Raw genomic sequence first — 21,079 nt, 5'->3', positions numbered from 1 at the left:
CAAATCCGCGCCGGTGCTACTTGGAAGTTAAATTCCGTCACGGAGGGTTTATATTTTATGACTTATTGCGATTCCAAACTAAAGATTTTCACCTGCAACTCCAATCCTAAGCTGGCCAGTCAGATTGCCGATTATATCGGTATTCCGATGGGCGAGTCCCACACTACCAGCTTCAGCGACGGAGAGATTCAGGTTAAGCTGTCGGAAAGCGTCCGGGGCTGTCATGTATATATTGTACAGTCCACCTGTGGACCGGTTAACGACAATCTGATGGAGCTTCTGGTTATGGTAGATGCGCTTAAGCGTGCGTCTGCGAAGAGCATCAATGTCGTCATTCCTTACTACGGTTATGCGCGCCAAGACCGTAAGGCCCGTTCACGCGATCCGATTACGGCCAAGCTGGTAGCGAACCTGATTGAAAAAGCGGGTGCACATCGCGTCATTACCATGGACCTTCATGCGATGCAAATTCAAGGCTTCTTCGATATTCCTGTGGATCATCTGCTGGGTGTTCCGATTCTGGCCCAATACTTCCGTTCCAAACAAATTCAGAACCCGGTTGTCGTATCTCCGGACCATGGCGGTGTTGTGCGGGCAAGAAAGCTTGCTGATTTCCTCAACGCTCCACTGGCGATCATCGACAAGCGCCGTCCTGAGCCGAACGTTAGTGAGGTTATGAACATTATCGGTAACATTGAAGGTAAAACAGCGATTCTGATCGATGATATCATCGATACGGCAGGAACGATCGTGCTGGGGGCTAATGCTCTGATGGAAGGCGGCGTTAAGGAAGTCTACGCCTGCTGTACACATCCTGTATTGTCCGGGCCTGCGCATGAACGTCTGGAAAACTCTCCAATCAAAGAAATTATCGTGACGGATACCATTCCAATTCGCAGCAGTAATCCGACAAGCAAGCTCAAAGTACTGTCCGTAGCTCCGCTTATGGGCGAAGCTATTATTCGTGTGCATGAAGAGCTGTCGATCAGTAAACTGTTCGAGATCGAATAAGCTGCTTATATTAGAAAAAGGGTTACACCTCCGTGAAGCGGAAGATGTAACCCTTGTCGGCGTGATGCGGGAAACGGAGCGGCTGGTACGTTTCAGTATCCCGGGCGGGAGATGAAGGTGAACAGGCTGCGGTTGTATAGCGTCCCCTGGAGCTCCACAAAGCCTTCATCCACCGCTGTAATCACACCGATGTCTACATGAGCGCTACCCCTAAATACTTCAACAGGCACAGCATATTGAATATGGTACTGGAAATGGCGCGGTAATGTTAAAATATCGCCCTGATGTGGCATTGTTCATCACCTGTCTTCGGAGTATAAACTTATTGTACCAAAAACGGAACTCTTCTGCTGGGAGTACCGGGCGGAAAGGATAGACCTTAGTTATGAAATGGATTGTTGGACTCGGAAATCCCGGAACGCAATACGCGAAGACCAAGCATAATGTTGGCTTCATGGCGCTGGATGAGCTTGCGTCCAGACACGGAATTGCCTTTAACCAGAATAAATGCAAATCGGTGATCGGCGAAGGTGTCATTGGCGGAGTTAAGACCGTATTGATTAAACCGATGACCTTCATGAACCTGTCCGGTGAGGCGGTCCGCGCTTATATGGATTATTACAAGGTCCAGCTGGAAGATATGATTGTTGTCTATGATGATCTGGATACGGAGCTGGGCAAAATCCGGCTGCGCTATCAAGGCAGTGCCGGCGGACATAACGGAATCAAGTCGATCATCCAGCACACAGGCACCCAGAGCTTCAACCGGGTGCGGATGGGGATCTCACGTCCGGAGCCGGGTTTTGCAATTGTCGATTATGTGCTGTCTACGTTCTCCAAGAAAGACGGACCCAAGCTGGAAACGATGATTATGGATACTTGTGATGCAGTGGAATTCGGCCTGCAGCATACATTTGAGCAGACCATGGCCAAGTTCAATGGCTGATTACAAGGTATAGGGTGCAGTAATTTAAGGCTAAAGCTATCCGGGGCGGGGCATACTGGAGGTATATACTACCTTCAGGAGGCATATAGATGGCAATAAACTATGTATGCAGGCACTGCCGGACATTCTTAGGAAGCATCGGCAGAAGTGATATCACAGAGATGCAGCTGGGCCTACATTCCTTGACCCCTGCGGAACGCAGAGATATAATAGCGTATGATTCAGAAGGTGAGATTACGGTGAAGGTTACCTGCGGTTACTGCAAGCAGGCCCTGGATAACAATCCGGAACTCAGCCTGCTGGCCAGTCCGCTTCAGTAGGTGGAAGCGCCTGTCTCTATCGTCATCCGCAAGCCTTGGCCTTATCCGCTGAGGCTTGTTTTCGATTCTAATTATAATAGGTGGCAGCGGCAATGCTGCTGTCAGCCTGTTTAGTAAGAGAGGTGCACCTGTTGTTACAAGGTCTTATAGAAGCTTTTTCGAAGGATCCCGATTTTCAGTCCGTCACCAGCGGTATCGCTGCAGGTATGAAGGAGCAGCTTATCTCCGGCTTATCCGGCTCGGCCAGACAAATTATGCTGGCTGCGCTGCATGAAGAGACGGAGCGTCCGCTGCTGGTAGTCACTCATAATATGTTCTCGGCCCAGAAGATGGCCGAGGATTTGCAGGAAGCGCTTTCTCCGGACCGTGTGCTGCTGTATCCGGCTAATGAGCTGGTGGCTGCTGAAGCTGCAGTCTCGAGCCCCGAGACACTCGCTCAGCGTATTGATGTGCTTACGAAATGTGCCAAGGGCTTCCGTGGAGTTGTAGTTGTTCCGTACTCCGGCGTCCGGCGGCTGCTCCCCGCCCCTCATGTGATGGCCGGAGCCCAGCTGACCGTTTCGCAGGACGGTACCCTTTCGCTCGATGAATTCCTCATGTCCATGATTGAAATGGGCTATGAGCGTGTCGAGCGGGTGGAGAACCGCGGTGAACTCAGCGTGCGCGGCGGTATTATTGATTTCTATCCTATGACTTCTCCACTGGCTTACCGGGTGGAGCTGTTTGATGATGAAGTAGACTCCATTCGTACCTTTGATCCCATAGACCAGCGGTCTATTGATAAGGTCCGCAGTGTAAAGATTACTCCGGCCAAGGAGATTATTGCCGATCATCTGCGCCAGGATGCGGCCTCTACAGCTGCGTCAGCGCTGCTGGAGCGGCAGCTCGAGAAAATGAGCGACCGTCAGGCCAAGCTGCGTCTGCGTGAGGAAATGGGCCGGGAGCTGGAAATGCTGCGCGAAGGCACTTATTTTCCGGAAATCTATAAATATATCAGTCTCTTATATCCTGAACGCTCTCATCTGTATGATTACATGGCACAGGATACGTTGCTTGTGCTGGATGAACCGGCCCGATTGCTGGAAACTGCCAAGCAGCTGGAGCGCGATGAGTCGGAATGGAACCTGCATCTGCTGCAGAACGGCAAAACGCTGCCAGACCTGCATCTTTCTGTCGAGAGCGATGTGATTATGTATCACCGCCCGTTCCAGAGCTTGTTCATGTCGATTTTCCTGCGTCAGGTTCCGCATATTCAGCCGCAGAATATCCTGGGCTTCATCAGCCGGGGAATGCAGGATTTCCATGGGCAGATGAATGTGCTGAAATCGGAGATGGAACGCTGGCATAAGTCTGGCGTGAAGGTTATTATGCTGGCCAATGGCGAGGAGCGGATGGAGCGTGTCCGCCGGGTGCTGGACGACTACGGGATTGAAGCGCCGACCATCCTTCAGGGCAACCTGGGCTCCGGTTTTGAGCTGCCTTCCATTCATTTGGCTGTCATCACCGAAGGTGAGATGTTCTCGCAGAAGCAGCGCAAGGCGCGGAAGGTCTCCAAGGGAATTGACAATGCCGAACGGATCAAGAGTTATACGGAGCTGAAGATTGGCGATTATGTGGTTCATCAGAACCACGGGATCGGCAAGTACATGGGCATCGGCACGCTCGAGGTCAGCGGGATTCACCGCGACTATATGCATATTCTCTATGCGGGCGGCGACAAGCTCTCGGTTCCGATTGAACAGATCGATCTCATTCAGAAGTATGTCGGTTCAGAAGACAAGGAGCCGAAGGTATATAAGCTTGGCGGCAACGAGTGGACGAGGGTTACCAGCAAAGTACGGAGCTCGGTCCAGGATATCGCCGATGATCTGATCAAGCTCTACGCCGAACGCCAGAGCGCGCTCGGTTATGGCTTCGAGAAGGATACACAGGAACAGCGTGAATTCGAAGAGATGTTCCCGTATGAGGAGACCCGTGACCAGCTTCGTGCGATCGAAGAGATCAAGAAGGATATGGAGCAGAACCGTCCGATGGACCGCCTGCTCTGCGGAGATGTGGGCTACGGCAAGACTGAAGTGGCGATCCGGGCTGCTTTTAAATCAGCGATTGAGGGCAAGCAGGTGGCAGTACTCGTGCCAACAACGATTCTGGCGCAGCAGCACTATGAGACCTTCCGTGAGCGCTTCGCCAACTATCCGCTGAATATTCAGGTGCTGAGCCGTTTCCGTAGCCGCAAGGAGCAGAATGACACCATTAAGGGAGTAAGACAGGGTACCGTGGATGTGGTTATAGGCACACACCGTCTGCTGTCGCAGGATCTGGTGTTCAAAGATCTGGGTCTTCTGATTGTCGATGAAGAGCAGCGTTTCGGCGTGACCCACAAAGAGAAGCTGAAGAAGCTGAAGACCAATGTCGACGTACTGACCCTGACGGCAACGCCGATTCCCCGTACGCTGCATATGTCGATGCTTGGTGTGCGGGACTTGTCAGTTATTGAGACGCCACCAGAGAACCGCTTTCCCGTACAGACGTATGTTGTGGAGCATAGCCAGACCCTGACCCGTGAAGCGGTAGAGCGGGAGCTTGCCCGTGGCGGCCAGGTCTATTACCTCTATAACCGCGTCCAGGGGATTCAGGAAATGGCTGCACAAATCTCCATGCTGGTGCCGGAGGCAAGAGTAGGCATCGGCCATGGGCAGATGTCGGAGTCGGAGCTGGAGAAGACTATTCTCGACTTCCTCGATGGAGAATACGATGTCCTCGTCAGCACAAGTATTATAGAGACTGGCGTGGATATTCCAAACGTCAATACGCTGATTGTGCATGATGCCGACAAAATGGGACTTTCCCAGCTCTATCAGCTGCGCGGCCGTGTGGGCCGTTCTAACCGGATAGCCTATGCTTACTTCACCTACCAGCGGGATAAAGTACTGACAGAAGTGGCTGAGAAACGCCTGCAGTCGATCAAGGAATTCACGGAGCTTGGTTCAGGCTTCAAAATTGCCATGCGCGATCTCTCCATCCGCGGAGCAGGTAATCTGCTTGGTGCGGAGCAGCACGGATTCATCGCTTCTGTCGGTTTCGATCTGTATTCGCAGATGCTGGCGGAGGAAATCCGCAAGCGTAAAGTCAGCGTGCTTGGTGAAGAGGATACTTCGCTGAAACAGGGCAATACCGTGATTGATTTGTCGATTGACGCGTACCTTCCATCCGAGTATATTTACGACAGTATCCAAAAAATTGAAATCTATAAAAAAGTCGCTGCGGTGGCTACTTTTGAGGATGCTTCGGAGCTTGAGGATGAGCTGCTTGACCGGTTCGGCGAATTGCCGGAAGCCGTCATCAATCTGCTCTCTGTGGCCCGGCTGAAGGTATACGGCAAGCTGTACGGTATGGAATCCATGGTCCGGCGGGGCGATGAGGTCTCACTCAATTTCCATGAAGGAAGTATCGGCGCGTTTGATACGGCGAAGCTCGCCAAAGTTGGAAATAGCTTCGAAAGACGTGTACAATTTGATAAGGATGCGAAAGCAACGATCCGCATCAAGTCCAAAGACTTGGGCGACAAAGAGCTGCTTGATCTGCTGGAGCAATTCCTTGCGGCAGCCAAACAGTCTTTAAAATCGAAGGGAGAATTACACAATGTCGTTAAATAAAAAACCATGGAAAGTGCTGCTGGTCTCACTGGCCGCAGCGGTTTCCTTCTCCATGCTTGCTGCCTGCAGCAACAACAGCAGCGATGATACAGCGGTAGCAACTTATAATGGCGGAACGATTACTGCGAAGGAATTCGACCTGGATACCCGCGTAATGAAATTCCTGTCTCCGCAGCAGGCGCAGTATCTGGAGATTGATATGTTCAAGGAGTCTATCCTGAAGCAGGAGGTCGCGTTTGAGTATCTGGCCGGCCAGGCAACGGATGAGGCGAAGAAGGCAGCAGAGAAAGAAGTCGACACACAGATTGAGACGATCAAGAGCAGTCTGGGCGACTCTTATAAAAGCTCTCTGAAGGAGCAGGATCTAAGTGAATCGGATCTGCGTTCTTATATGCAGCGGGTGCTTACCGTTTATCAGGACATGCTGCTCAAAGTAACGGACGAGCAGGTAAAGACAGAGTACGAAGCGATTAAAGCTGACTTCACCGTAGCTACACTGCGTCACGTGCTGGTTGGCTTGACGGATGGTGACGGCAAGGAGCGTACGGATGCAGATGCGCTGAAACGTGCCAATGAAGCCAAGGCGAAGCTGGACGGCGGCGCAGACTTTGCAGCCGTTGCCAAGGAATACTCGGATGATACCAGTACGAAGGATACCGGGGGCGAATATAAGGACACGCTTCTGTCCAAATACGTAGAAGAGTTCAAAGCCGCAGCCCAGACGCTGCCGCTTAATACGATCAGTGATCCGGTGAAGAGCAGCTACGGCTATCACGTCATTAAAGTTGAAGCCCGCAAGGAGACAACCTTCGACACGCTGACGGCAGAGCAGCTGGAGACCGTTAAGAGCTCGGCAGCTTCCGCCAGCCTGGAGTCATTCCTCGAGAAGGATCTGGACAGCCTGAAGATTGAGATCAACCTGCCGAAGAGCACCGCTGCAGCCGAAGAACCGGGAACAGCCGCTACAGCTACTCCAGCCCCGGCCGATGCCACAGCCGCTCCGGCTGCTACAGAAGCAGCCAAATAATTCTAAAGTTGGACAAGCCGCCTGAATGCGCCAAGCATCAGGCGGCTTTTTTTGACCCGTCTGGAGCAGGTATAGAATGGAGAAATTAAGAACATAACTGGAATGATGCGCCTGGAGTGCTGGGATTTTGCATGAACTATTTTAAACAGGCGGCTTGGATGTATAAGGAACTGGGAAGAGATGAATACTATGGTCAGATATTACGATAAATCACTGGGATTAACCATTCCCATAATGGACAGTAGTTGGACCATACTTCTTAAGAAAGCGGGGCAACATGTGAAATGAAAGCTACTGGAATTGTACGCCGTATTGATGACCTCGGACGAGTTGTTATCCCTAAAGAGATTAGACGCACCTTGCGGATTCGGGAAGGAGACCCTCTGGAAATCTTCGTCGACCGTGACGGTGAAGTTATACTGAAAAAGTATTCTCCGATCGGCGAGCTGGGTGATTTCGCTAAAGAATACGCGGAGTCACTGTATGAGGGAACAGGGCATATTACCATGATTACGGACCGGGACACCTTCATCGCACTCGCCGGCGGCTCCAAGAAGGATTATTTGGAGAAGCAGGTTGGCGTGCTGCTGGAGAAGGTAATGGAAAGCCGTAAAACGGTGCTTGAGACTAATGGAGGCAGCTACGACATCAGCAAAGACCACACGGAGCTGCTATCCAGCTATGTGGCAGCACCCATTATCTCCGGCGGAGATCCAATCGGCTGTGTAGTACTGCTGAATAAGGATGACACGGTGAAAATGGCGCAGATGGAAGTGAAGATGGCTGAAACAGCCGCAGCCTTCCTGGGCAAGCAAATGGAGCAGTAAGAGATTGGCCTATAGAACCCCGCTTATCCTCTGGGTATGAATCCACAGGAAATGGCGGGGTTTTGTTGTATCCGCGAAGCCATTTCCACTTACAGGCATACTTAAGCTATAATATAGAAATTCATTCTAAAAGGATGAACTTAAGAATGCGGACTTTATGGTAACATGCTTAAGTTCACGTTCAATAAAATGGCAGTCACGCTGTAGAAGCAGGTATATCATGAAATCGGACACACAAGGCTCGAAGCTGCTGCAAGGGGCATTTATTCTTAGCGCGGCAGCTATATTCTCGAAACTGATCGGCACCCTGCAGAAGATCCCGCTGCAGAACCTGGGCGGTGACGCAGCATTCGGTATCTACAATACGGTCTATCCGCTATATACGATTCTGGTCACGGTGGCCATGCTGGGGTTGCCTGCAGCTATCTCCCGGTTCGTAGCAGAGGCATCTGCTGCGCAGGATGATCAGGAAGGACGGCGGGTGCTGCGCCTGTCAGCGGGCATTACAGCAGTCTCCGGACTGATTCTCGGGGTTCTGGTCTATACCGGAGCTCCGGTTATTGCTGTGTGGGTCGGCAACTCCCATATTACCCCTGCTCTGCGCAGCAGCGCCTGGGGACTGGCAGTAGTACCGCTGATGGCTGCTCTGCGCGGTTACTTCCAGGGGCTGCATAATATGATGCCGACTGCGGTGTCACAGGTCGTAGAGCAGTCGGTACGTGTGGCAGTCATGATCGCACTGCTGCTCTATCTGACAGCGGCCGGTGCCGATGCGGCAGGTATTGCTGCCGGCGCATTGCTCGGTCCTGCGGGCGGGGGATTGGCAGGTCTGGCTGTTATGCTCCTCTACTGGCGCAGTTACCGCCGCCGCGGACTGCAGGGCGTCATGCCTCAGGTTCCGGCCAGAGGGAAACCAGCCGCAGCCGCAGCTGAAGTCCGCCCGGAACGCGGCGCGAATGCCCGTAAGCTGCTGGCTTACGGACTGCCGGTGATGCTGGGCGCTCTGGCAGTGCCGCTGATCGGCCTGGTGGATGTGTTCACGGTTCCCCGTCTGCTGACGGGAAGCGGCAGCAGTGAGACGGCTGCTATGGCCCAGTTCGGCATCTATAACCGCGGACTGCCGCTCGTTCAGATCGTAACCATGCTGGCCACCTCGTTGTCGGTAGTATTCATTCCGGCTCTGGCGGAAGCGAAATTCCAGCGGAACGAGGACCTTATCCGCACGCGCATCACGTTGTCGCTGCGCTGGTTCTGGCTCCTGGGGCTGGCCGCGTCCGTAGGCCTGGCCGTTCTTGCAGAGCCGGTTAACACGGCTCTGTACGGGGACGCTGCCGGCAGCGGCGCGATGACCTGGCTGGCCTTCACCGCCGCCGGCGGTACGGTCAGCATCATCTCCGCCGCGCTGCTGCAGGGCCTTGGCGCCGTGCGTGCGCCGGCGCTGCACCTTCTGGCCGCCGCTGCGCTTAAGGCGGCCCTGAACCTGCTGCTGGTCCCGCAGCAGGGCATTACCGGTGCGGCCATCGCCGGCGTGGCCGCACATCTCTTCGCAGCAGCGCTGAACGTGCTGCTGCTGTACCGCCAGGGCTATCTGCGGCTGCGCTTCGCAGATGCCCTGCTGAAGCCCGCAGCGCTGCTCGCGGGCCTGGGGCTGGTTGCCGCGGCCGTGAGCCTCGCCGCGGGCAGAGCGGCGGACGCGGCCGGCTTCGGCGGCGGGCGGACCGATGCGCTGGCGCAGAGCCTGCTCGGCGTGCTCGCAGGCTGCGCCGTCTTCGCACTCGGCGCAGTGGCGCTGCGGCTGCTCAGCGAGAACGAACTGCGCCAGCTTCCGGGCTTCGGCCCCCGGCTGGCGGACAAGCTGAAGAAGCTGCGCCTGTTCCCATAAGGCTTACTAATAATTTACATAGGGCCACCGGCTGCACGAGCAGCAGGCAGATGCCCTGAAAGGAGTAGACAGGCATGAGCGCAATACTAACGGTAGTCGGTCTTGGCTCCGGCAATCCGGACCGGCTGACACTGGGCATTATCAAGAAGCTCAAGGCGGCATCCGCCGTTTACGTGCGGACCGCAGAGCATCCCGCTATGGCTGCACTGGCTGAGCTTGAGATTTCTTCGGAGTCTTTCGACGGGCTGTATGAATCGTTATCCTCCTTCCCTGAGGTCTACGAAGCCATTACGGCCACCCTGATTGAGAAGGCAGCGGCGGCTCCGCAAGGCACAGAAATCGTCTATGCCGTGCCGGGACATCCCATGGTTGCTGAATCCGCTGTATCCCTGCTGCGCCAGCGCTGCCCGGAGGCCGGCATTGAGCTGAATATCCTCGGCGGCGAGAGCTTCCTCGATGAGGCATTCGTCCGTCTGGGCTTTGATCCGATTGAAGGATTTCAGCTGCTGGATGCTTCGGGCATCCGCAGCTCCCAGCTCCACCCGGAGCTGCACACGCTGATCGGACAGGTCTATGACAGCTTCACTGCATCAGAAACCAAGCTCTGCCTGATGGAACTGTATCCGCCGGAGTATGAAGTAATTGTCGGACATGCTCTCGGTGTAGAGGGCGAGGAGCAGATTCTGCGTGTGCCGCTGTATGAGCTGGACCGGCTGGACGGATACGGCAACCTCTCGCTGGTGTATGTACCAATCAACCCTGCAGAGGATGCGCGAAAGCGTACGTTTGCCCGGCTGCATGAGATTGTCGATATTTTGCGGAGCCCGGAAGGCTGTCCCTGGGACCGTGAGCAGACCCATGAATCCTTGCGTAAGAACCTGATCGAAGAGACTTATGAGGTGCTGGAAACGATTGACGAGGATGACCCGGACCATATGAAGGAAGAGCTGGGCGACCTGCTGCTCCAGATTATGCTTCATGCCCAGATGGAAGAGGAGCTCGGCACATTTAGCGTCTATGATGTAATAGAGGGGCTGAATGATAAGCTGATCTTCCGCCATCCGCATGTATTCGGGGACCAGGTTGCCGGCAATGCCGAGGAGGCGCTGCAGAACTGGGACGGCATGAAGGCCGAAGAGAAGCGGCGCAAAGGCGTGAAGCCTGAAGCGCTATCCGCGCTCAGCGGGGTTCCGCGTGACCTGCCTGCACTGATGAAAGCCTACAAGCTGCAGAAGAAGGCGTCCAAGGTCGGTTTCGACTGGGATAACACCGGGGATGTATTGGCCAAAATCCGTGAAGAGACCGATGAACTGCAGGAAGCCATTGAAACGGGACTGTCTGCCGAGGAGCAGATGCTGGAGCTTGGCGATCTGCTGTTCGCGGCAACCAATGTAGCCCGCTTCATCGATGCCGATCCGGAGGAAGCGCTGACCCGCACAAACCGCAAGTTTATCTCCCGGTTCCAGTACATTGAGCAGCGGCTGCTTGATAGAGGTACTAGTGTTCAAGACAGTAGTCTGGAAGAGATGGAAGCCCTCTGGCAGGAAGCCAAGACGGAAGAGCGGAGCCAGTAGGGTATACAGTGCCGGAGAAACGGTAATGCTGTGAACAGGACCTTAAATCTCTGATTTGAAATGCAAAGAGAGGTTTATAATGTTATAGTGCTATAAGCCCCGGTTCTCCCGCCAGATGTTACATTTTTTAAAAAAACGGCGGATCATGGCAGGAATTGAGGGTAGAATCAAGAATATCATAAAGACGAAATGACGTTTTGCGGCAATTTCTGCCAGCAAACTGATTTTCATTTATTTTTTGTATCCTAGGAGGAACTTCAAATTATGAACAAGACAGATCTGGTAAACAACATTTCCGAAAAAAGCGGATTGGCCAAAAAAGATGTAGAAGCAGTACTCAACGGGGTTCTGGGCGAAATCACAGAAGCTCTGGCAAGCGGAGATAAAGTGCAGCTGATCGGATTCGGTACTTTTGAAACCCGCAAACGTTCCGGCCGTACCGGCCGTAACCCGCAATCGGGCACACCTATTGAAATCCCTGAATCGACTGTACCGGCCTTCAAGGCAGGTAACAAGCTTAAAGAAGCCGTTAACTAATGCGTCTGGACAAGTTCCTGAAAGTTTCCCGTCTGATCAAGCGCCGCACCGTGGCCAAGGATGTGTCCGAACAGGGCCGGGTACTGATCAATGGACGGGAATCCAAACCGAGCAGCACTGTGAAGATCGGTGACGAGATTACCGTGCAGTTCGGCCAAAAGCTTGTGACGGTCAAAGTCGAAAAGCTGGTGGAGACCACCCGCAAGGACGAGGCCGCCGGAATGTATACCCTGCTCCGTGAAGAGCCTGTGGCCAAAAGCACCGGACTCGACTGGTAAGGCAGATATTCAAAGGCAGTAACCGAAAGCGTAACTTTACTCTATGTGAAGTTGCGCTTTTTTACGATGCATGGCATTCCTTCATGTTCTATACCCTGTCCTTCCGTCATAGATTAGAACCAAGAAGGAGGGGTACATGCTATGATCGAGCCAGCCAAAGTCAATAAACAACATGATCTGCACATGCACAGCCGTAAACAGGTCGAACTTACGGGCGTGCAGAATGTAGAGAGCTTTGACAGCGAGGAGTTTCTGCTACGTACGGAACTCGGCCATCTCACCATTCGGGGAAATCATTTACATATCAAAAATTTAAGTCTGGAGAATGGATTGTTGTCACTTGAAGGCAATGTTCATTCCCTGATTTATCTGGACCCCGGTACGCAGGGCAAAAATAAAGGGATTCTCCGTAAGCTGTTCAAATGAATCCCGCGGTCCAATGGATCACCCTGCTCTACATGGTGCTGGCCGGCACAGCCATGGGACTGGCCTATGACAGCTACCGGGTGCTGTCGCTGAAGCTGAGCTTTCCCAAATGGCTGAATGCGCTGCTGGATCTGCTGTACTGGATAGCGGCTGCCCTGTTCGTCTTTCGCATGCTTTATGCCGGAAATCAGGGACAATTGAGGTTTTATGTCTTTCTCGGACTCTTTCTAGGTGTATGGATCTATTTTTTGATCTTCAGTGTTACGGTGAGGCGTTTTGTGTTAATGTTAATTCAGTCGGTTCAGTATACGTGCAGGATGCTATGGAGATGTATTGAGATCGTGATCGGATGGCCGCTTCTCTGGCTGTGGCGCCTTGTGAAGGGAACGCTGCTGCTGCTCGGCCGGATCCTGCTCTATATTTTGAAGCTGCTGCTGCGTCTAACCAAGCCAATCTGGGTACTTCCTGTAAGGTGGGTCTCTCCGTATCTTTCCCGGTTCTATCACAGTGCCAGGATGGTGAGGATCACTAAATGGATATCGGGATGGCGGAAACGCTGATCTTGAACTGGGGGTACGCTGTATGAACAGATTCTCTGCGGAAGAGAAGAATGATAACCATAAGGCTTCGGCCGCAGGCGCGAAGAGAAGAAAGTTTATATGGATTTTTGTAGTGGCGGTATTCTTCGGCTGGGCCGGGTTTACTTTCTTTGCCCAGAGTTCAGCTATTGCCGACAAGACTGAACAGCTTGCGAAGAAGCAGCAGAGCAATGAAAGTGTCACAGCTTCGCTCAACCAACTGAAATATGAAGTCTCGCGGCTGAATGATGATGAGTATATCGGACAATTAGCGCGTAAATGGTATAATATGTATCCAGAAGGTGAATCACCTATCCGCACAGAGCAATCTGAGTAATAAAAGCAGGCTAAAAGGGGCTTTCGCTCTGTTGCCTTGCCTTCTTCTTTACTGTATAATCAAATCACCGCAGACAGGATGAACTTAATATTCGTCTGTATATTTTTAAGGGAGGATCATTTTATTCTATGGCAATTGAAGTGGGCACCAAGTTAGAGGGCAAGGTGACAGGCATCACGCATTTCGGAGCATTTGTGGATCTGTCAGGAGGTGTCACAGGTCTCGTTCACATCTCGGAGATCGCCGATAACTACGTCAAGGATGTTAACGATCATTTGAAGATTGCGGATGTAGTAACCGTCAAGGTGATCAATGTTGACAAGGACGGCAAGATCGGACTTTCCATTAAGCAGGCCGTTGATAAGCCGGCGTCAGAAGTACGTCCCCCCAGAGCTCCAAGACCAGAACGTCCAAGCGGTGGAGACCGTTTCGGCGGTGGTGGCGGCAGTGGCGGAGGCGGCGGTGGTGGATTCAATCGTGAACGGGGTGGGCGTCCATTCAAGCCTGCAGCCGGTAAACCTTCATTCGAGGATAAAATGTCACGCTTCCTGAAAGACAGCGAAGAACGGATATCTTCGATCAAGAAGAACACAGAAGGAAAGCGCGGCGGCCGTGGAGCCAAGCGCGTATAATCTGAGTCTTGCACATCATAAATAACCGCTGGGGCTTCATGCCCTTCGCGGTTTTTTTGTGTGTTCTGGTAATAGTGCAATTCCTGGAATTTTTCCGCAATGGCAGTAAGCTCTGCATTAACTTCAGTGTAGGATTCGCAGCCAGGCTGTTTTTTGTCGGCCACAAACAAATTGCCGACAGCATCCAAGCCATTCTCACATAACTCTAGGGCAATCGCTGACGAAAGTATGCGCGGGCACCGGCAACGTCCGCCGTCATGGCCAGCCCCGGCAAGGGCTAACCTTTGGCTCCGTAAGGGTTAGAAAGGTTTTTCCATAAAATGTCGGCAGAGGCTTTTTTGTCGGAATATTTTTACAGCCTGCTCTCTGTTTCTGACAAACTTTCATAAGACCCCCGCTATATAATGAGAACCATAAATTCTTATACGGGTGGTGCAGGGGAATGAGTAAAAGCAATGTGGTGAATTTGCCGGAGTGGACAAGAGCAGGAAGCAAAGACAAGATTCAGAAGGAAGCTTGGAGTACACGTCTGAAGGCGTGGAGTATGAAACAGCCGGTCCTCCAGTTCATCGCGGTCAAGAAGTGGGCAATGCTGCTGAGTCTGATGGGCTTTTTACTGGGCCGTGCCATGATTTTGGACGAGCTGACTCCTTTTGCTGCCGCTTATTTCGCCGTCATTGTATTTATGCGCAGGGACTCTACGCTGCCTGTGGCTGCGGCTATTCTGCTCGGAAGTCTCTTTACCCCGTTTCCCGGTGCTATAGTGGTTGCCGCAGAGCTGATTATCTTTTATCTGATTTACAAAGGAATGGAGAACTTCCAGCGGGTGGATCTGTCCTATGCGCCGCTGATGGTATTCGTGGCTTCTTTTATGGTGGGACTGTTCCGGGTGGTAATCGGGCCGACGCTGGCCTGGTATCCGCTGATGATGGCAACGATTGATGCTTTGCTTGGGTTTGTGCTGACGCTCGTATTCCTGCAGGCGCTTCCGGTGTTCACTTATAAGCAAAAAAGCAGGGCGCTTCGCAATGAAGAGGTCCTCTGCCTGATTATTCTGCTGGCCTCCGTGATGACAGGCCTGGTCGGGTGGACGGTAAACGGCCTTTCTCTGGAGCATATTTTATCGCGTTTCCTCATTCTGCTCTTTGCCCTTGCCGGTGGAGCCCCGCTCGGGGCAGCCGTCGGTGTCGTCACCGGACTGATCCTCAGTCTGGCTGATGTAAGTGCCATTTATCAGATGAGTCTGCTGGCCTTCTCCGGCATGCTGGCGGGAATGATGCAGTCCGGACGCAAAGGGGCCGTCTCTATCGGGATGCTGCTGGGTTCAACCATATTGTCGGTATATTTCATGGGACCGGGCGATGTGATGAATTCCACCTGGGAGACCTGCGCGGCCGTAGTGTTGTTTCTTCTGACACCTAAAGGCATTATTTCTGCCATTGCCAAATATGTACCGGGCACTGCTGACCATAGCCGCTCTCAACATGAATATGCCCGCAGAGTGCGGGATATTACAGCAGACCGGGTTACCCAGTTCTCTCAGGTATTCCGTCAGCTCTCCAGCAGCTTTGGTCAAATTCCCCGGGCCACGGAAGCAGGTAAAAGCGACCGTGAAATGGAGGATTTTATGAAAACGGTAACGGAAGGAGCCTGCGCCGGCTGCATCCGGCGTACTCACTGCTGGGATGCCAAGTTCTATCAGACATACAGATATATGACCGATATGATGACTACTGTGGAGGAATGCCCCGACATTACAGCGGCCCAGCTGCCTCCGGAATGGAACCGGATCTGCGGCAAGACGGGCGAAGTGCTGGAAGTAATGAAGGGCCAATATGAACTCTATCAGCATGATATGCGCTGGAAGCGGCAAATATACGACAGCCGCCAATTTGTTGCCGAGCAATTATCCGGGGTCTCTCAGGTTATGGAGGATCTGGCGAAGGAAATCAAGCGGGAGGGCCAGGCGATGTACCGCCAGGAGGGACAGATTCGCGAGGCACTGGAGAAGCTGGGCCTGTCAATTCACACTATAGAAATTCTAAGCCTTGATCCCGGGCGGGTAGAAATTGAAGTAGTGCATGCTTATACCCGGGGCTTTGACGAATGCCGCAAAATGATTGCCCCGCTGCTCTCCGATATCCTGGAGGAGAATATTGCGGTGGTAAGTGAAACAGCGGTGCACCCGCGCGAAGGCTTATCCATGGTGACTTTTGGTTCGGCCAAAGCTTATGAAATCAATACCGGCGTAGCCGGGGCTGCCAAAGGAGGCGACATAATGTCCGGCGACAGCTTCAGTACGGTGGAGCTCGGAAATGGCACCTTTGCTGTGTCGATCAGCGATGGAATGGGCAACGGCGAGCGGGCCCGGATGGAGAGCAGCGCTGCGCTATCCATGCTGGAGAAGCTGCTGCAATCCGGGATGGATGAGAAGCTGGCGGTCAAGTCCGTCAATTCGATTCTGCTGCTGCGTTCCCCGGATGAATTCTATGCGACCGTGGATATGGCGCTGATCGATCAATATTCGGCGCAGACCATCTTCATGAAGATCGCGTCAGCACCAAGCTTTATCCGGCGGGGCAGCGAGGTTATTCCGGTGACAGCCAGCAATCTGCCGATTGGAATTATTAAAGATATCGAAGTGGACCTGGTCACCATGCAGCTGCGTCCCGGGGATATTCTCATTATGATGACCGATGGTATTTATGATGCGCCCGGATATGCCGTTAATAAAGAGATATGGATGAAACGCCTGATCCAGGAGCTGGAAGGTGATGATCCTCAGGATATGGCCGACAGCCTGCTGGATAAGGTAATCCGTTACCAGGGCAATGAGATCCATGATGATATGACGATTGTCGTCAGCCGTGTCGATCATTTCCATCCGGAGTGGTCCAGCCTGCATATGCCGGGCGTGGGTCGTATGGAGAGACCGCGTACAGTTAGTTAGGTAACCTATCATTCACCTGACACTGTTCTTTCATTATTATCTTATAAGCTGAACTTAAAAATTGTGGCCAGCCGATAAACGCCTCCCCCTGCAGAGTAAGGATTTCGTCCATGCAGTAAGTGGGATTCTTAAGTTCCCTCTATTTTTCGTCCGTCACGCTGCCATGGGATTCAAGAACCACTGGCAGCCCTGGTCCGTCTCGGTTCAGGCATGAAATTGTTGTACGTAGTACAGCTTTGATTCGGCGTTACCCGGTTGTTTGGGAGGATTGTTGTATGAATTACAACAATTGCTCCGCTAAATGGCTTGGAAGCTGAGAAATCCTGCATTTCGTACAACAATATCCGATTTAGAATGATTTTATGAGGGAAATGTTGTATTTGGTGCAGGATTTTTAGACCTCAGACTGGAGGAGCGATAGCGGGCGCTTAATAGTTATCTGCAGGAAACGTATCAATTCAGCTGCAGCAAATACCAGATTTCCAGCAACAGCTAAGTCGTTGATCACCACTGGAGGTTCCAAATATTCCTCTGGCTGTGGCCTGTGGGCTAAGAAATCTTGTTTCAATAGGCGGGTGCACTCCATCGATCCACCCGCCCCGTTTCAACCGCCGCTGACTCAGCGGCGATTGCTTCAGATTGTTGGTCTTATCGTGAGGTTAAGGAACGGAGAGGAATTTTGGAACTGTAGAAGCGGCAGCGTTCGCCTTTGTCCCCGGATTTGCACCTTATAACAAATTTAATAAATCCGGGGACAACAGCGATCAGAAATCCAAATATTTCTTGCAGTTCCCCGGCCTTACGTTAATTTATCTGAAGCTCCGCTAAGCGGCGTTTGAAATCTCTCTACCTTGGATATGCTAGAACTAGATACAAGGCAAAGGGGAGTGAACGGTCATGAAGCAGATTCTGCTCATTACTGACGGTTGTTCGAATGTGGGGGAAAGTCCGGTACTTGCGGCGGCGCATGCCCGGCAGGAAGGCATTACGGTCAATGTCGTAGGTGTCGTGGACTATGGAACGATTGGTGAACTCGGAAGCCGGGAGATCGCTGATATTGCCAAAGCGGGAGGCGGACTCAGCCGGATTGCCTCAACGTCGCAGCTGGCGCAGACCATTCAGATGATGACCCGCAAGACCGTGGTTCAGACGATCCAGCAGGCGGTTAATAAAGAGGTAAAAAAAATTCTCGGCGAGGGTTCCCTCGAAGAACTGCCTCCGCAGCAGCGGTCACAGGTGGTTACGGTTGTCGATGAGCTGACCGAGACTTCTCCGCTGCGCATTGCCCTTTTAATTGATGCAAGTGCGAGCATGAAGCCCAAGCTGGGTGCTGTGGAGGATGCTATCCGTGATTTGGCACTCAGTCTGGAAGCGCGGGAAGGGCGGAGCGAGCTTGCCGTGTTCCATTTCCCCGGACACTCCAGCAGTGAGGATGCCGTGCTGGATATGGACTGGACGCGGAATGTATCGGAAGTCCGCTCACTGTTCTCCAGGCTGAAGATGCGGGGGGCTACTCCGACAGGACCGGCTATTTTCAAGGTGCTCGAACATTACCGTTATGATAAACTGGATGAACCTCGTGACTATCTTGTGAATGGGGATGACGAGGCAAGAGAAGGGATGATTGGTGGGTATGTCGTCTAATCCACCCTATCCGGCAGGCACTGTAATTACCGGCAAATGGCGGGGGAACCGTTATGTTGTGGAGCGGATGCTGGGGAAAGGGGCAAACGGAACCGTATATCTTGTGCAGCGGGAAGGCCGGCGGGAGCGGTATGCGCTCAAAATCGGATACGATACGCTGGAGCTGCAGTCAGAGATCAATGTACTGACCTCTCTGCAATCCTGCCGTAAACGCAGCGAGCACCGGGCGCGCAAGGAGTCACCGTTGTCCTCTTACCTGCTGGAATCGGATGATTTCAAGGATAGGGACCATACTCCTTTCTACGTGATGCGTTATGTGGAGGGCAGACCGCTGCATCATTTTTTGTCCAGGAACGGGGCGTCCTGGCTGGGGCTTGTCGGCATGAAGCTTCTGGAGAAGCTGCAGACCCTGCATGAGTGCGGCTTTGTGTTCGGAGACCTTAAGCCGGAGAATGTCATGGTATCCAGTTACGGGGAAGCCGAGCTGATTGACTACGGAGGCGCGAGTCCCCTGGGACGCAGCGTGAAGCAGTTTACCGAATGGCATGACCGCGGATTCTGGAACGCCGGCAGCCGGACGGGAGACGAGAACTATGATCTGTTTGCTTTTGCCGTACTGTGCCTGCGCCTGCTTAATGAAGAAGGTCTGAAGTCCGCAGCCCAGCAGCTGCCGCAGACCCGGAGTGTGGATGAACTGCTGAAGCTGGCCAGAAATCTGCCTGACAAGAAGCTGGCCTCCTGGCTGTGTCTGGCACTCAAAGGCGGTTTTCCCGGTTCCGCACAAGCTGCGGAGATCTGGAGAAGTCAGATATACAGAGCACGGAAGACGGGAAAGGATACGATGGCAACTCCCCGCTGGCTCAAAAATGCGTTTGCGCTGTCTTTATTTCTGCTGGCCTTTACGATCTACTGGGTATTCCGTTTTTGAAATTATACATAATACCAGGGTGCTGGAATTCCGGAGCAAGACAGGCAAGTGATCTGCAAGAAAGGATGCCCATATGGAACAAATGAAAGAACTGGTGGAATCCGTACTGGAAGCTGCGGCTGAGCATGAACTGTGGCAGCCCCATGACACCATTGTAGTCGCAGTTTCCGGAGGGCCGGACTCTGTGGCTCTTTTGCGTATTTTGCACGAGATATCCGTAAACCGGATGCCATTAACTCTGGTCTGTGCCCATGTGAATCATGGCTTCAGAGCCGAATCAGCGGAAGAGGCGGAGTTTGTCAGGAAGTTGGCTGCTGAGCTGGGAATCCCTTTTGAGCTCGCGGAGTTTGATATTCCATCCATGGTCAAGGAAATAGGACTGGGTCCGGAAGGAGCGGCAAGGGAGAAACGCTATCAATTTCTGATTGAAACCGCGCACCGTTACCATGCACGTTCTGTCGCACTGGCCCATCATGCCGATGATCAGGCCGAGACCGTGCTGATGCGGCTGCTGCGGGGGAGTGGTCCTTCGGGGCTTGCAGGCATGCGCTGGAAACGGACTGAAAAAAAGGTGGAACTCATCCGCCCCTTCCTGCGTATTAACAAAACAGCTCTTGTCGGCTTATGCCGGGAAGAGGGGTTTGCTTACGCGGAGGATGCCAGCAATCTGCTTATGAAGTATAAGCGGAACGCGGTCAGGCTGGAAGTATTGCCCCTGCTTGAACAGCATAATCCGAGAGTGAGACAATCACTGCTGCAGCTGTCTGAAATTGCCGGTGCGGAAGATGAATATATGGAGGCGAATGCGGCAAAATGCTTCGAAGAGCTTGTTTTTATCGAGCATGGAAAATACACCTTGAAGAGAGCTTCATTTGCGGCCCTACCCTCCGCTTTACAACGGCGTTTGATTAAACTAATATTAAATTATCTGTCAGCGGATTCATCTGCGATGGATTTCCCCAAGATTGAAGCTGTACGCCGGGGAACGCTGCAGGAGCACCCCACCGTATGGACTTTGGATTTGGGCGGGGGTTTCGTCTGTATGCGGCAATATGACACCCTTTTGTTCTCGTCCAAGCCCTTGCTTCGGCAGGTGAGCTATACATACCCTCTGTCTTTGCCTCATCCCCGGATCAACCTGAAGGAGATAGGAAAAGTTATGGCGATGAAGGTGCTGGAGAGAGAAGATTTTTTTGCACAGGAGGAGGACTCTGGGAAGATGTCGGCTTGGTTTGACGGCGATGAGCTCGTCTTACCACTCACCATCCGTTCCCGATTGCCTGGAGATACCATAAGGGTTATGGGATTAAACGGAAGCAAAAAGGTAAAAGATATTTACATTGATGATAAAATACCTTCTTCCGAACGCTCTGCGATTCCCCTCGTTTGTGATGGTTTGGGCAATATCGTCTGGATTCCGGGCGTAAGGCGCTCGATGCATGCCGCAGTAGGGCGGCACACGGCCTCGGTGCTTCTCCTGTCCATGGAAGACATGGAACAGGGCGAAGAAACGTAATGGTCGAAGT

Annotated in this window: 19 protein-coding genes; 18 read left to right on the top strand and 1 reads right to left on the bottom strand. The window is 52.7% G+C overall.

Annotated features, from left to right (window positions below; genetic code table 11):
* The first annotated feature begins 57 nt into the window (after positions 1-57).
* Positions 58-1,011: a ribose-phosphate diphosphokinase gene (locus GC101_RS00390; protein ID WP_019914487.1), complete on the top strand. Its 954-nt coding sequence runs from the start codon at positions 58-60 to the stop codon at positions 1,009-1,011.
* 92 nt (positions 1,012-1,103) lie between these two features.
* On the opposite strand, the gene GC101_RS00385 is transcribed toward GC101_RS00390, so the two are convergent.
* Positions 1,104-1,304, bottom strand: a complete 201-nt coding sequence (locus GC101_RS00385; protein ID WP_039305774.1) for a hypothetical protein — start codon at positions 1,302-1,304, stop codon at positions 1,104-1,106.
* Between the two features lie 92 nt (positions 1,305-1,396).
* Between GC101_RS00385 and pth the strand changes: the two genes are divergently transcribed.
* The 17 genes from pth to tilS all read left to right on the top strand — a co-directional run bounded on the left by pth (position 1,397) and on the right by tilS (position 21,069).
* Positions 1,397-1,957, top strand: coding sequence for an aminoacyl-tRNA hydrolase (gene pth / locus GC101_RS00380; RefSeq protein WP_171715662.1), 561 nt, complete (start codon positions 1,397-1,399; stop codon positions 1,955-1,957).
* Positions 1,958-2,046: 89 nt separating this feature from the next.
* Positions 2,047-2,277, top strand: coding sequence for an anti-sigma-F factor Fin family protein (locus GC101_RS00375; RefSeq protein WP_039305780.1), 231 nt, complete (start codon positions 2,047-2,049; stop codon positions 2,275-2,277).
* 131 nt (positions 2,278-2,408) lie between these two features.
* Positions 2,409-5,933: a transcription-repair coupling factor gene (mfd, locus tag GC101_RS00370; protein ID WP_171715661.1), complete on the top strand. Its 3,525-nt coding sequence runs from the start codon at positions 2,409-2,411 to the stop codon at positions 5,931-5,933.
* Positions 5,920-6,960 (top strand): peptidylprolyl isomerase, encoded by a 1,041-nt coding sequence (locus GC101_RS00365; RefSeq protein ID WP_171715660.1) that lies wholly within the window; start codon positions 5,920-5,922, stop codon positions 6,958-6,960. The genes mfd and GC101_RS00365 overlap by 14 nt, the downstream gene beginning before the upstream one ends.
* Before the next feature lie 284 nt (positions 6,961-7,244).
* Positions 7,245-7,787: a stage V sporulation protein T gene (gene spoVT, locus GC101_RS00360; protein ID WP_171715659.1), complete on the top strand. Its 543-nt coding sequence runs from the start codon at positions 7,245-7,247 to the stop codon at positions 7,785-7,787.
* A gap of 220 nt (positions 7,788-8,007) precedes the next feature.
* A complete protein-coding gene (locus GC101_RS00355; protein WP_171715658.1) occupies positions 8,008-9,669 on the top strand; it encodes a putative polysaccharide biosynthesis protein in 1,662 nt (553 codons plus the stop codon).
* Positions 9,670-9,743: 74 nt separating this feature from the next.
* Positions 9,744-11,243: a bifunctional methyltransferase/pyrophosphohydrolase YabN gene (gene yabN / locus GC101_RS00350; protein ID WP_171715657.1), complete on the top strand. Its 1,500-nt coding sequence runs from the start codon at positions 9,744-9,746 to the stop codon at positions 11,241-11,243.
* A 264-nt stretch (positions 11,244-11,507) separates the two neighbouring features.
* On the top strand, positions 11,508-11,780 hold the full coding sequence (locus GC101_RS00345) for an HU family DNA-binding protein (RefSeq protein WP_039309509.1): 273 nt from the start codon (positions 11,508-11,510) through the stop codon (positions 11,778-11,780).
* Positions 11,780-12,058, top strand: coding sequence for an RNA-binding S4 domain-containing protein (locus GC101_RS00340; protein WP_036723951.1), 279 nt, complete (start codon positions 11,780-11,782; stop codon positions 12,056-12,058). The genes GC101_RS00345 and GC101_RS00340 overlap by 1 nt, the downstream gene beginning before the upstream one ends.
* A 141-nt stretch (positions 12,059-12,199) precedes the next feature.
* Complete coding sequence (gene yabP, locus GC101_RS00335; RefSeq protein ID WP_171715656.1) at positions 12,200-12,484, top strand: sporulation protein YabP; 285 nt, start codon at positions 12,200-12,202, stop codon at positions 12,482-12,484.
* Positions 12,481-13,044: a spore cortex biosynthesis protein YabQ gene (gene yabQ, locus GC101_RS00330; RefSeq protein ID WP_171715655.1), complete on the top strand. Its 564-nt coding sequence runs from the start codon at positions 12,481-12,483 to the stop codon at positions 13,042-13,044. Before yabP ends, yabQ begins: the two co-directional genes overlap by 4 nt.
* 22 nt (positions 13,045-13,066) lie before the next feature.
* A complete protein-coding gene (locus GC101_RS00325; protein WP_171715654.1) occupies positions 13,067-13,399 on the top strand; it encodes an FtsB family cell division protein in 333 nt (110 codons plus the stop codon).
* Positions 13,400-13,527: 128 nt separating this feature from the next.
* Positions 13,528-14,031: a S1 domain-containing RNA-binding protein gene (locus GC101_RS00320; RefSeq protein WP_042132690.1), complete on the top strand. Its 504-nt coding sequence runs from the start codon at positions 13,528-13,530 to the stop codon at positions 14,029-14,031.
* A gap of 442 nt (positions 14,032-14,473) precedes the next feature.
* Complete coding sequence (spoIIE, locus tag GC101_RS00315) at positions 14,474-16,981, top strand: stage II sporulation protein E (protein ID WP_042132691.1); 2,508 nt, start codon at positions 14,474-14,476, stop codon at positions 16,979-16,981.
* Between the two features lie 897 nt (positions 16,982-17,878).
* Positions 17,879-18,625, top strand: a complete 747-nt coding sequence (locus GC101_RS00310) for a vWA domain-containing protein (RefSeq protein ID WP_042132692.1) — start codon at positions 17,879-17,881, stop codon at positions 18,623-18,625.
* A complete protein-coding gene (locus tag GC101_RS00305; protein ID WP_171715653.1) occupies positions 18,615-19,553 on the top strand; it encodes a serine/threonine protein kinase in 939 nt (312 codons plus the stop codon). The genes GC101_RS00310 and GC101_RS00305 overlap by 11 nt, the downstream gene beginning before the upstream one ends.
* Positions 19,554-19,626: 73 nt before the next feature.
* The gene (gene tilS / locus GC101_RS00300; RefSeq protein ID WP_171715652.1) at positions 19,627-21,069 is read left to right on the top strand and encodes a tRNA lysidine(34) synthetase TilS; all 1,443 of its coding nucleotides are present in this window, start codon (positions 19,627-19,629) and stop codon (positions 21,067-21,069) included.
* Positions 21,070-21,079: the final 10 nt, after the last annotated feature.

The organism is Paenibacillus phytohabitans (genome assembly GCF_013141775.1).
Taxonomy (GTDB): domain Bacteria; phylum Bacillota; class Bacilli; order Paenibacillales; family Paenibacillaceae; genus Paenibacillus_AQ; species Paenibacillus_AQ phytohabitans.
The sequence above is the reverse complement of the archived record's forward strand: the minus strand, read 5'-3'. Positions and strand labels throughout refer to the sequence as shown.